12 protein-coding genes are annotated in these 12,527 nt (G+C 51.6%); 10 read left to right on the top strand and 2 right to left on the bottom strand.

Features of this window, described 5'->3' with window-relative positions:
* Positions 1 to 5: 5 nt before the first annotated feature.
* Positions 6 to 956: a site-specific integrase gene (locus J3P82_RS13170; protein ID WP_434557228.1), complete on the bottom strand. Its 951-nt coding sequence runs from the start codon at positions 954 to 956 to the stop codon at positions 6 to 8.
* A 198-nt stretch (positions 957 to 1,154) separates the two neighbouring features.
* Between J3P82_RS13170 and J3P82_RS13165 the strand changes: the two genes are divergently transcribed.
* From J3P82_RS13165 to arsH, 6 genes are all read left to right on the top strand, one after another.
* Complete coding sequence (locus tag J3P82_RS13165) at positions 1,155 to 2,195, top strand: DNA-binding protein (protein ID WP_434557227.1); 1,041 nt, start codon at positions 1,155 to 1,157, stop codon at positions 2,193 to 2,195.
* A 262-nt stretch (positions 2,196 to 2,457) separates the two neighbouring features.
* Positions 2,458 to 3,012 carry a hypothetical protein gene (locus J3P82_RS13160; RefSeq protein ID WP_434557226.1) on the top strand — a complete coding sequence of 185 codons (555 nt, stop codon included), beginning with the start codon at positions 2,458 to 2,460 and terminating at the stop codon, positions 3,010 to 3,012.
* Between the two features lie 788 nt (positions 3,013 to 3,800).
* A complete protein-coding gene (locus J3P82_RS13155; RefSeq protein ID WP_434557225.1) occupies positions 3,801 to 4,157 on the top strand; it encodes a metalloregulator ArsR/SmtB family transcription factor in 357 nt (118 codons plus the stop codon).
* A 25-nt stretch (positions 4,158 to 4,182) separates the two neighbouring features.
* Positions 4,183 to 5,466: an arsenic transporter gene (locus J3P82_RS13150; RefSeq protein WP_434557224.1), complete on the top strand. Its 1,284-nt coding sequence runs from the start codon at positions 4,183 to 4,185 to the stop codon at positions 5,464 to 5,466.
* Positions 5,467 to 5,482: 16 nt separating this feature from the next.
* Entirely contained in the window at positions 5,483 to 5,953 is a 471-nt protein-coding gene (locus J3P82_RS13145; RefSeq protein ID WP_434563819.1) for an arsenate reductase ArsC, read from the top strand.
* Positions 5,954 to 6,000: 47 nt separating this feature from the next.
* Complete coding sequence (gene arsH, locus J3P82_RS13140; protein WP_434557223.1) at positions 6,001 to 6,714, top strand: arsenical resistance protein ArsH; 714 nt, start codon at positions 6,001 to 6,003, stop codon at positions 6,712 to 6,714.
* 356 nt (positions 6,715 to 7,070) lie between these two features.
* Here the strand turns inward: arsH and J3P82_RS13135 are convergent, their stop codons facing one another.
* The gene (locus J3P82_RS13135; protein WP_434557222.1) at positions 7,071 to 7,574 is read right to left on the bottom strand and encodes a MarR family winged helix-turn-helix transcriptional regulator; all 504 of its coding nucleotides are present in this window, start codon (positions 7,572 to 7,574) and stop codon (positions 7,071 to 7,073) included.
* A 386-nt stretch (positions 7,575 to 7,960) separates the two neighbouring features.
* Here J3P82_RS13135 and arsQ point away from each other — a divergent pair, with 386 nt between their 5' ends.
* The 4 genes from arsQ (at position 7,961) to J3P82_RS13115 (ending at position 12,497) form a co-directional block, all read left to right on the top strand.
* Positions 7,961 to 9,184 (top strand): arsinothricin export permease ArsQ, encoded by a 1,224-nt coding sequence (gene arsQ / locus J3P82_RS13130; RefSeq protein ID WP_434557221.1) that lies wholly within the window; start codon positions 7,961 to 7,963, stop codon positions 9,182 to 9,184.
* Positions 9,185 to 9,301: 117 nt separating this feature from the next.
* On the top strand, positions 9,302 to 10,573 hold the full coding sequence (gene arsL, locus J3P82_RS13125; RefSeq protein ID WP_434563817.1) for an arsinothricin biosynthesis radical SAM protein ArsL: 1,272 nt from the start codon (positions 9,302 to 9,304) through the stop codon (positions 10,571 to 10,573).
* Between the two features lie 19 nt (positions 10,574 to 10,592).
* Positions 10,593 to 11,606: a hypothetical protein gene (locus tag J3P82_RS13120; protein ID WP_434557220.1), complete on the top strand. Its 1,014-nt coding sequence runs from the start codon at positions 10,593 to 10,595 to the stop codon at positions 11,604 to 11,606.
* Between the two features lie 51 nt (positions 11,607 to 11,657).
* Positions 11,658 to 12,497 carry a phosphate ABC transporter substrate-binding protein gene (locus tag J3P82_RS13115; RefSeq protein WP_434557219.1) on the top strand — a complete coding sequence of 280 codons (840 nt, stop codon included), beginning with the start codon at positions 11,658 to 11,660 and terminating at the stop codon, positions 12,495 to 12,497.
* Positions 12,498 to 12,527: the final 30 nt, after the last annotated feature.

Genomic DNA, 12,527 nt, shown 5'->3' with positions numbered 1-12,527 from the left:
TTTGTTCAGGTATGGGGCACGAGCTTAGGGCTTGTATTCCGCAGCGCCAAGCCTCCAAACGACGTGCCCGCATCGATATAACGCAGCGCCGACTTCATATCCTTCCAGCCCACATAGCTCATCAGTCCTTTGATGTCCCATCCATTGGCGGACGCCCAGGTTGCAAAGCCACGCCGCATTGAGTGACTGCTATACAGTTCAGCTGGCAATCCTGCCTCTTCGAAAATGCGACGGAGCACTGGTATCAGGCTATGCGGTTGCATGGCTTTCCCCGAGAGTTTCCCCCAGCGATCAATCCTCTGGAACACTGGGCCCTTCGCAATGCCGGCAACTGTTATCCAGCTGATGTAGGCCTCCACGGGGCAAAGCATTTTAAGGGCCGGCGTCTGGAACGTTGTTCCTTCATGCTGGCGATCACCCTTGGTGTAAGGCAGAAAAAAGGTAATTCCTTCACCACTTATGGCTTGGGTGTCCTCCACCGTAAGCCTGGCCAACTCATCGCCTCGAAAACCCCGCCAGAACCCGATCAAGATAATCGCCACCGAGCGACGGTGACGTACCAGCGTTTTGTAATCTCCCCGTTCAATCGCAGTTGCAGCTTCCCCTTCAAGCCAGGTGACCGATTGCTCTAGGTGCTGGAGCAGCAGTGGGGCGGCCTGTTTCACCTTTGCAGGATGCACGACCTTGATGCCCTTGATCATCTGGCGAACATCAGGCGTTTTGGTTGGATCAGGGAAGCCCTGGGTGATGTGCCATTGCGCAAGGGCTGCCAAGCGCTGCCTCAGAGTGTTGATGGAGAGTTTGTCGGCGTACTCCGCCAAGTAGCGAACGACGCCCGCGCCGGTCGTGGGCAGGTACCCGCCCCAAGTCACTTCGAAGTGCTCGATCGCCGCCCGGTAACTTTTTCGCGTGTTCTCTCGGGTGCCGGCGCTTAGGTACCGACCTGCCTTTTCCATCGTGCTTTGCCTTCCAAAACGGAGCGTTTTGCTTTTTCTGCGCTGCAAGGAGGCTTTCTGAGAGCAGCAAAGAGTCAAGAAGCCATAACATCCTATTATAGATTCCTATGATCCACTAATACAATTCGTTAGAATTCTTATAACGTGTCACGTAATTACATGACATGTAACACAGTACGAAATCGAAGGAGAGGATCCATGGCTCGGGGTGGAATCACCAAAACGTTGGTGCAAAAGGCGAGGCAGGCCTTGCAGGCCAAGGGCATGTACCCGAGCATCGACGGGGTGCGGGTAGAACTCGGAAATACCGGCTCCAAGTCGACGATTTCTCGATATCTGAAAGAGCTGGACGCGGCTGAGCGTCCGGTCATCGAGCTACGCGACCGCATAGGCAATGCGCTGAAGGCGAGCGTCGAAAGCCTTCTTGATCAGGTGATGGAGGAGGGAAGTGAGGCGTTGACTGTCGCCCAAGCTAAGTTTGATGAACAGTCTCGTGATCTTGAGGAGCACAACCAACGCTTGGAGGGCGAGCTCGCGACCTTGAAGCGGCAATTTGAGGCTCAGCAGTCGGCCTTGGAGGCTCAAACTGCCGCGCTCCAGGTGAGTGAAACTTCCCTGCGTGAAGAGCTTGGCCGTAATGCTCAATTGAACCAGGCGCGTGACGACTTGGAGCGTCGTATCCAGGAACGGGATGAGCAAATTCTCTCGCTAGAAGAAAAGCATACGCATGCTCGCGACGCACTTGAGCATTACCGAACGGCCGTCAAGGATCAACGCGACCAAGAGCAACGTCGTCACGAAGGGCAGGTGCAGCAAATCCAGGTTGAGCTGCGCCAACTCCAGCAAACGTTGATGGTAAAGCAGGATGAACTGACTCGACTCAACAGAGACAACGAGCGCTTGCTGGGGGAGTGCAGACATCAGGCCAAATCGGCGGCGGCGCATGAAAAGGCGGCGGTTCGATTGACCGGTGAGATTGCCGTCATGAAGACAGCGGTTGCCAAGGCTGACGGTGCGAAAGAAGCACTTCAAGAACAACTTGGTCTGTCGCGCGCCGAATCCAAGCGATTGGAGGATGGCCTTTCACACGCAACCGCGCAGTTGGCCGAAGCGAAAAGACTGTCCGAGCAATATTCTGCGGAGCTCATTCTGTTGCGGCAAACCACGGATCGCTCTGACGCTGAAACCAGCGCAAAAAACAAAGCACCACCAAATAAAACCAAGGGAGAGTTAGACTGATCAAATTCCACGCGGTGTATGGCGGCTCTGTTGCGGGCATTCTTGACTTGAAATATGCGCACGAGCGCCTGAATCAGATAGTTATTTTCGGACGATTGTTAGGGGGCGTCGAAGCGTATTGGGCGGCGAGTCGCGTCTCGTGTGGCGATGGCGGCGCCGGAAAGGAGCGGGGGTGAGCGCCTTAATACGCAGGGGACAAAAGTCACCGACAATTTCGAGGGCTTGTTTTGAGTTGCGAGATAGAAGGAAGGAGTTAGCCTAGATGGCGAATCGCTTTCATCCCTCCCCAGGAGCTTTTATGCAGTTGAAAAAAGGTCACATTCTAGTTCCCGCCCTTATCGGCTTCGTCATCAGTATGACGTTCCTAATCGTTCAAAGCCGGATGTTTAATCTGATTGGGTGGAATTACAACTTCTGCCATGCGCTGTACGGCTTCACCTTTCCTTTCGTGATGAGCTATCTCTCATTCGAATTCAGCGGAGTACAGAGGACGCCGCTGCGCCCAGTGATGAAGCAGATCCTGAGCATACCTTTGTACACTTGGCCGTTAGCATTCCTGCGTGTGATGTGGCGATCGATTGTGCGCGATTTTAACCGAGGGGTCTGCTGGGCTCCCCTCGCCGGCGTCGCCTATGTGCTCGCAGGCTCGATCGGCAACGAAGTGTTTATCGATCCAGCCGCTAATGGAATACCATTTACCCTGGCTTACGAGAACTTCGTGGCTGACATCTTTGGCATGACGCTATTTCTACTGGTCACCTTTCCCTTTGTGAGGCGCCAGAAACGAGCACGAGCATTGCTATCCAGCAATGCATGATTCGTTGCTCAGTGAAAGCCGCGCCGGAAGATGAGAGAAATACCCCGTGCCAGTCCGGCGCGGCCTCTCAGTGTGGATAGCGAAGGAGAAACGTCCTCGGCCTAACAGGCTTTTTGCTTGTCATCGACCGGGCGCGACGTCTCTCGGTGCGATCCTTCACTTCTCTGCGCACTTCCAAACCTACCAACCGGATCTCGGTATGCCCAAAATGTCCGAAGCCTGTTTTTGAGTCGGCCCGTACGCTCGGCAGCGGAGCACGGTCTCGACCTTCTCGGGTGGTGTGCGCTGCCCCGGTAGTGGCTGGACTGATTTTTCGTCGACCGGAAAGATGGATACGGCGACCCAATATCATGGGGTTGGGAAATGATTTTCGAGTCATTCGGACTTGAGAAAACTACCGACGGCTGCGCCCGTCCGACCTCATCAGTTGAAAAAAACCGGTGGTTCGCTGGCTAAGGAACTCGATGAGCCATTCGATGGCAAAATTGTAGTCGTGGGCATCACGCACCTTCGATCCAAGCTTTTTCATGAGCGTCATGCACTCCGCCCGCACCTCTGAGCTCGGGTTCCATCCTTTTCTCTCCTTTATTACGCCCGAGTGGGCTGTTATATCGCAAGCCGAAACAGGAGAAATCATATTCGCTTTACCGGATATACGTCAGCGGGTATATTCGAATTTCCATATGCATTTGCTAGCGACGATCGCGATGTCTTCCCCATACGCTCTGCGCCATCCACGACCGCATCAAGCTCTTAGTTTTGGTTAAGACCAAACACCTGGAGGATCTATGACAGAACCCATGAACCCCACAACCTTATTCAAGTGCTTGGCGGATGACACCCGAGCCAAAATTTCTCTGCTTGTCGTGAGTGAAGGTGAGCTGTGTGTATGCGAACTGACAGCAGCACTCGATCTGAGCCAGCCGAAGATTTCTCGTCATTTGGCCCTGCTGCGCTCTGCTGGTTTGTTGATGGATCGTCGCCAAGGTCAGTGGGTGTACTACCGCCTGAATCCCGATTTGCCTGCATGGGTGATCGCAGTTCTGAAGGAAGTGGTAAACGCTAATAAGCAATGGCTGGAAACCGAGGCTAAACGCCTGTGCAGTATGAACGACCGACCGATCAATCAGGCCGTGCGCAGCTGATTCACGCCCCAAACGGATTAATGAAATGCTGATCGCTGTATTGATATTTATCGCCACCATCGTGCTCGTCATTTGGCAACCTAGGGGGCTCGGGGTAGGTTGGAGCGCGATGCTGGGTGCCATCGTGGCGCTGCTGGCAGGCGTCGTTACCCTTGCCGACATACCAGAGGTTTGGCGCATCGTCTGGAATGCCACCGGGACGTTCATCGCGGTCATCATCATCAGCCTGCTGCTTGATGAAGCGGGCTTTTTCAAGTGGGCTGCGTTGCATGTAGCCCGGTGGGGAGCCGGAAGCACTCGTAAGTTGTTTGCATTTATCGTCTTGCTGGGCGCAGCTGTGTCGGCATTGTTTGCCAATGACGGAGCGGCATTGATCCTCACCCCCATTGTGATCGCTATGTTGCTGGCGCTGCGTTTTTCTTCCGCTGCTACGTTGGCATTTGTCATGGCAGCTGGATTTATCGCCGACACGGCGAGCTTGCCACTGGTGGTTTCCAACCTAGTCAATATCGTTTCTGCCGACTACTTCAATATCGGCTTCAACGAATATGCTTCGGTCATGGTGCCGGTCAACATCGTCAGCGTGGCGGTGACATTGGCGATGTTGTTATGGTTTTTTCGCAAAGATCTCCCCAAAACCTACGACCTCAACCAACTGGATAATCCTATCGCGGCAATCCACGACCGGGCCACTTTTGTAGCCGGCTGGTGGGTGCTGGCAGTACTCCTGGTCAGCTTCTTTGTCCTTGAGCCGCTGGGTGTACCAATCAGCGCCATCGCAGCGGCCTGTGCATTTATCCTCTATGTCATCGCGGCTCGTGGTCACGCCATCAACACAAGCAAGGTTCTCAAAGAGGCCCCATGGCAAGTGGTGATTTTTTCCCTGGGTATGTATCTGGTCGTCTATGGCCTGAAGAACGCCGGTCTGACAGACCATATTGCCCAGATTCTGAACGTATTCGCCGGCTACGGCGTCTGGGGCGCGTCCCTGGGTACAGGGCTGCTAACAGCATTGCTGTCTTCAATCATGAACAACATGCCTACCGTTCTGGTTGGCGCCTTATCCATTCATGCCGCCGAAGTTGATGGCGTCGTCCAGCAAGCCATGGTGTACGCCAACATCATTGGCTGCGACTTGGGCCCGAAGATCACTCCGATTGGTAGCCTGGCCACGCTGTTGTGGCTGCATGTGCTGGCCAAGAAGGACATCAAGATCAGCTGGGGGTACTACTTCAAGACCGGGATCGTACTGACCTTGCCCATCCTCGTCGCCACCCTATGCGCCTTGGCACTGCGCCTCAGTTTCTAAATCAAGGAGTCCTATGATGAAAGTCTTGTTCATGTGCACCCACAACAGCTGCCGCAGCATCCTGTCTGAGGCGTTGTTCAATCACTTGGCGCCTGAAGGCGTAGAAGCGGTCAGCTCGGGAAGCTTCCCCAGCGGTCGAGTAAACCAGCAGGCATTGCAGACACTGGAAGCGGCAGGCATCTCCACTGCGGGCTTAAGCAGCAAGGCTTCGGACGCTTTTGAAGGCTCGCCCCCAGATATCGTGATTACCGTCTGCGATCGTGCTGCCGGAGAAGCATGCCCCATCTTTTTCGGCCCAGCCTTGAAGGCACATTGGGGCTTGGCCGATCCGTCCGAAACAACCGGGTCGGAAGCCGAGGTTACCGCAGCGTTCGAAACAACCCTCGCCAAAATCCGGGAGCGCGTAAACGCATTTCTTGCGCTGCCGCTGAAGACTATTAACGCTGAGCAGCTAAAAGCTGAACTGAATCGCATAGGTTCGCTTTAAAGATCAACCGAGGCGGTGCCCAACCTGGCGCCATTGTAGGAGTTCATATGCACGACACATTGCCGAACTTACAGGCCGACCTGCTTGACACTCCTTCGCTGGAGCAACTGGAGCCGCATACGCCGTCAGTCCATAAACCTCGAATTTTGCTCTTGTATGGATCGACGCGAGAGCGCTCTTTCAGCCGGTTGGTGACTCAGGAAGCAGCCTGCTTGCTGGAGGAGTTTGGCGCCGAAACTAAAATCTTCGACCCTTCGGGTTTGCCGCTGCCGGACGATGCTCCGGACACACACCCCAAGGTCGCGGAGTTACGCGAACTCATGCAATGGTCTGAAGGACAGGTGTGGTGCTCGCCTGAGCGGCACGGTTCCATGAGCGCAGTTTTCAAGGCCCAGATCGACTGGGTTCCGCTGGCGATTGGTGCCGTGCGACCTACGCAAGGAAAGACCCTCGCTGTGATGCAGGTCTGCGGCGGCTCGCAATCTTTCAATGTGGTCAATCAGCTGCGCGTGCTTGGTCGGTGGATGCGAATGTTCACTATTCCAAACCAATCTTCCGTAGCCAAGGCATTCACAGAGTTCGATGAGGCCGGCCGAATGAAGCCGTCTTCGTACTACGACCGTCTGGTGGACGTGATGGAAGAGCTGATGAAGTTCACGCTGCTCTTGCGGGATCGCCAGAGCTACCTGGTTGATCGCTACTCCGAGCGCAAAGAGTCTGCTGGAGAACTGTCCAAACGCGTCAACCAGCGCTCTATCTAACGTCAGCACGAGGAAGCGACATGAGTCACATTCCGATCCCCCACAACCTCGAATGCGGCACCTCTCGCAAAGCCTGGAGTTGCTACGTCAGCCGTTGCGCCAGCGCCGTCATGCACCAGAACTTCCATCCAACTGGCGCAGCGACTGGCGAACAAATAAGCACAGTGCGGCTTCGCCACATGGAAAGACCCGCTTAAAAGGCATCGCCTTTGGCGTCGTGGTCAGGAAGGCGACTTGGCCGGAGGCTTACTGATTCCGTCTTGCCACTGCAGGCATCTGACGTATCAGTAGGAAACCAAGAAGGGGTATCGATGGATTGAATCGGAGGGGAGGCAATCGGGACGAATGTCATGGCTTCATGAGCAACTGACCTTCGATGGAGTAGAGCAGCAGCTTTTTACGAGACCACAGCGGATTTCCGCCGCCCGGGTGAGCTGTTTGATAAGTGCTACGGAGGCTTTTCTGACCTCCGGTGAGAGATTCGCGATCATAGCGCTCTCTTCGGCTACCAGGTCAATTCGGATTTTCTGATATAGCTTTTCACCCGCTTCCGTGACTCGAATTTGAATGGCCCGTTTATCTTCCAGATCAACAGATCGCTCGACGTAACCTTTGCGTTCAAGAGTATCGATGACTCGGCTCGCCGTGCTTTTATCAAGAAACATTTCCTCTGCCAGTGCCTGCATTCGCAATGGCCCCTGCTTGATCAGCGTCTCTAGGGCGTAGCACTGGGTGACGGATACGTCATAGCAACAGATTCGGTCTCTGTCTCTAAATTGATAGACACGTACCAGCTGATTAACTGCTTCAAATAGGTTTTCAGCATCACTGATGAGGTGGGTATCGGTGCACTGGGTCATAAATTTCTCTTCAGTTGTCACTACCAACAGTAGCTTTCCAGCGGTATAGCTGCAACCACCAATAGGGGGTTGACATTACCCAAATTGGATCCCTATATTGGTTGCAAGTACCAACGAATAGGCTCCGCCAGGTTGATGGATAGCCAATCGATCCTGGTTTAGAAGGCGAGGTGTAGAGATTTCTACCCGAATCCCTATTCAAAAAAATAACAGAACGAATGCTGGACGACCCGTCGTAAATGGGGCCGGTAGAATCGTCGAAAAATCATGTCACTTCCTGCAGTCTGCCGATTTTCGACCTCATGCTGGGTTGTTTTGAATACGCAGAAAACGTGCCCCTAGCGTAGATCGCTGGGTAAATTATCGAATCGTGCAAGGAAGCGATCATGTCCGAATTGGAAATCAGCGCCCAGTCCATCCCTACCTCAATTCGTAGCTCGATAGCCAAGGCTTTCTCGCTTCCGTTCCCCATTTTTATGATCGTGTTAACTGTCGCTTTGGGCCTCGTGGGCGGGCTGGGGAACAGCGAAATAATCTCCGTATTGATCACAGGATACGGGAACAACCTCGGTTACTTTTGTATTGTGCTTCTCAGCGCGTTCTACCTAGCTGCCTGGTTAAGTCATGGACAGGATCTTTATCTCGGCAGGGCAGGGGTCGTGATGTCTCCGTTGATGGGGGCAGGGATGGTATGCCCTGACACCGCATATGCGGCGCTATCTCCGTTAGCTGGTCGTTATAGAACCGCGATTGCGGTAGGCAGCTACAGTGGCTTCAAGCTGTTGATACCTGCAGGGCCGCTGATAATCGGCCTCGGTGTGGGGGCAAACGTCGAAGATCACCGATTGATTGTGCTGGGTCTAACCTTGATGGTGACGACTTTTGTGGCTGGCATGATTTGGCTCCGCTTGGTAGGAGACCATTCAGATGCCATAGAAGCCTCCCCGAGCGAGGGCAGGGACTTTCAGTGGGCTAGTTCGTCCAGGCTACTGTTTCCTCTCGCATTACTATTTGCGCTTTTATTCGCTGGGTACTTCGGTAAGCTCTCCGCAGTCCCGGTCATTGGCTTTTTTACCGCTCCAGCCGGTGCGCTTCTGACCGCTGCTATTGTGGCTTACCTTCTGACCAAGCACGAAAACCGCAAGCCGATGCTTGATTCCACAATTAGAAGAACAGCTAATCTTCTATTTATAATTGGTTGCGCGTCCGCGCTAGGGCATATGCTTGCGCGTGTTGTGCCTGCTGGATATGCCGTTGAGATAGTCACGGGTGTAAAGTCAGCTTCGCTGATGTTGATCGGGCTGTTCTCAGTTGCGGCTATTTTCAAGATCATAAATGGCTCATCCTTGGCAACATTCTCAGCCCTTCCGCCCATACTCGCACCTGTCTTGGCTAACACAGGAATAGACTTGATACCTGTTGTGTATGCGATTTGCCTAGGATCGTTTGTAGCCATTTTGCCTAATGATAGTTTTTACTGGTTGGTGCGAAATGACGCATTTGCGAATAGCAGCACTATAAACTATGTCAAAACAATAACAGGCGCCTCGATCTTTCAAGCCTTTATAGGCCTCTGTGCCTTATGCGTGATAACTGCCCTATCTTTCTAGAAAAATAATAAATACTGCCTCCTGAATCTTGTTAGGAGGCACGTGCACCTGTGTCGAAAATTACTTGCAGTTTAAGAGCTGTATGGATATTAACCTCAATTGCGTGGGGACATGGAAATGAAAGTAATAGTGGCGACAACATTTGAAGGCGGTTACCAGCCTCTTACCGCGATATCTGCGGCCACAGCACTTATCGATGCAGGATTTGATGCGCAGTTGGTTGATGTCTATGTGGAGGGGCTAGTCGAATCGATGTTTTCCGACGCGGATGTCGTTTGCATTTCCGTTCCGTTATTTGATTCATTGCAAGCAGGAGTACAACTTTCGGCCAAAATCAGCAGCTGGAATAATAAAGCAATAAAGGTATTTTTTGGCCAGTACGCAACTATCAACGCCGAACGTCTTACCGGCAAATATAGTGAATATACCATCGTAGGCGAATGGGAAGTTCCTCTGGTGAACCTGCTAAAAAGGCTCAATGGCCAAGATGCCAGCCTGGCGGGCATAGTGGATATCAAAAAACTTGAGTCTAAGGAAATAGTCGTTCCCTTTCTAGAGAGAAACAATTTTCGATTGCCGAAGCGTGAGATAGCGCCTCCGCTCTTTAAATATCCTCAGCCCCAAATTGATAAGCTTCTCGGTTCGAAACAGATCGTAGGGGGGATTGAGGGAACCCGTGGCTGTCATCATAAGTGTACGTACTGTTCTGTTTACGCTGCTTACGACGGCAAAGTGCTGATGGTGTCCAGCGAGTTAGTAGAGCGAGACACAGCTGCGCTAGTAGAACAGGGGATGACGCATCTTACCTTTACCGACGCGGATTTTTTTAATGCCAAGCACCACGGCATAATGATAATGCGCAAACTGCATGAGAAACACCCAAGCCTGACATATGATTTCACTACGCGTGTCGATCATATTCTAGAAAACAAAGAGACCATAAAGGAAATGGTTTCTTTGGGGTTGGCGTTCATTACCACCGCGCTTGAATTCCCCAAACAAGAAGTATTGGATCAGGTCGTGAAGGAAATGGATATGGATATGATCGAAGAATCCATTGCCTTTTTGCTTTCCTTGAACATTAAGGTTAATCCCACCTTTATCATGTTTAATCCTTGGGTGGGATTGGAGGACATCGCAGAATTTCACGATTTCGTCGAGAAAAATCAGCTGGTAGATATAGTCGACCCTATTCAATATGAAACCAGGCTGCATCTCTACAAAGGTTCGCCGCTGCTTCAGAATGAAAGTGTTAAGAGGCTAGAACTCGAAGAACATGAATTTCACTTTGACTGGAAACACCCTGATAGTCGACTGGATACGTTGTATGCTCAAAGTCTGACTCCGGTTGAAGAGGGAGTTTTCAAACGCTGCTGCCTAAAATGCTAACAGTGAACTTGGGGGAATTATGAACAAGTCGCTCGCGCTGCGCCAAGCAGCTTTGAAAATTGCAGGTCAAGGGTTTGGTGGTTTCGATCTAAGTCGACAATCCAACTGGCGGGAGAAACTGGAACCTATTGTCGGAGAATTTATTCGTCCGGCGTTGAACCCCATGCTGGTAGGGCATAAGGGAAGTGAGGAGTTACAGGTTGCAATACAAAATCTCCAGCCAGGTGCTAAACCGCTTATAGCCGAGCCTGCTGTTGATTGGAGCGAAAATCCTCAGATTGCCGACGAGTTATTGCGCTCGACCAATATCGCGAACTATCACGACCTAATTCGCTTGCAGAAAAAGATCAAGCGTCTTTCAAGCGACAATCCTCTTGCCAAGTCAGCAAATCATGACAGGCTTTACGTCTGCTTTACTCTGAATGGTGTTGAACCCAACGAAACGAAAAAATTATTAAGTGAGTGTTACCGCGTACTAAATCAAGACGGTACGTTGATGATGCTGGTACTGCTGGCTGACGAGCGTCATGATCACCTGGAGATAGGGCCTGTAAGAACATATCCAATCGTACAAACCCCTACCGAATCTGCCATCTCCGAACTGCTGGAACAGGAGGGCTTTCATGGTATTACTTACCATCAATTAAGCGATCTTCCACTGCAGATCACCAATGGCGTCGAGCTTAAACCTTTCCTGATTAACGCATATAAAGGGAAGTCCGGGCCTTGTTTCGAGCAGGGGCACGCCGTCTTATATCGTGGCCCTTGGCTTCAGGTCTGTGACGATGACGGGCATGTTTATCGCCGAGGCGTGAGAACCGCCGTTTGTGCTAAAACCTATAACCTCCTATTAAGGGCTCCCTATCAGGGGAATTTTGTTGGCCTGCCTTGTTATAACGCACCTCCGTTAGAGAACGCTCCTTTATTCGACTGCAATACGCCGGCGATACGAGATCCGGCCATTACAAAAGGTATAAAGCCTTTAGCTGATCAAGGGAAATGCTGTACGTCAGGCGATGGAAATTGCTGTTAGTGGTAGGCACTAAAATCTCAAATCAACGGACGAAAAAGATAGGGGCGTTTTATGGCTATCGCACAGAAAATAAAGTGGTCGTTGGTAATGGCGCTGGCGGCAGTAGCTGTAACAGTTTTTTTAAGCAAAGCGCTTACGACCCAGAAGGACAATGAAAAAATAGTAATATCCGGTTCCAGTACTATAGCGCCTCTGGTCGCAGAAATTGCGAAGCGCTACGAACGTGAGAATCCTGGTGTTCAAATTGATGTTCAATCAGGTGGTTCCTCCCGAGGGGTTTCAGATGCTCGTAGCGGCCTCGCAGATATTGGAATGGTTTCACGTGATCTAAAGGCATCAGAGCGTGAACTCACTGATTACCCAATAGCCCGTGACGGCATCGCAGTCATTGTCCATAAGTCGAATCCCATTGAGGTACTGTCGAAAGAGCAGATACGTAATATTTATCTTGGACAAATAACCAATTGGAAGGAGCTTGGCGGGGCGGATATGCCGATTACGGTTGTAAACAAGGCCAGTGGGCGCTCTACGCTAGAACTGTTTGCAGAGTTTATGAATCTTGAGCCGGCTGATATCAAGGCAAATATTGTAATTGGAGAGAATGAACAAGGTATAAAAACTGTGGCGAACAGCCCCGGCGCGATAGGGTACGTTTCGATCGGAACCGCAGAATACAGCGAGAAGTCAGGAACTGCACTTAAATTGATTTCACTGGGTGGGCAGATACCCTCTACACGGAATGTAGCCGACAAGAAGTATGATCTTTCCAGGACGCTTAATTTAGTAACGAAAGGGAAACCCAGCGTCGCGGCATCTCATTTTATTGACTATATTCAGTCAGTTTCAGTAAAAGATCTGGTTGAGGAGCAGTACTTTGTCTCCTTTAAGTAGAAACGGAGTGACAACGATCAGCTTCTTCGT

Source organism: Pseudomonas sp. Z4-20, assembly GCF_051131955.1.
GTDB lineage: Bacteria > Pseudomonadota > Gammaproteobacteria > Pseudomonadales > Pseudomonadaceae > Aquipseudomonas > Aquipseudomonas marvdashtae.
Note: the sequence above shows the minus strand (reverse complement) of the source record. Positions and strands in the feature narration are given on the sequence as shown.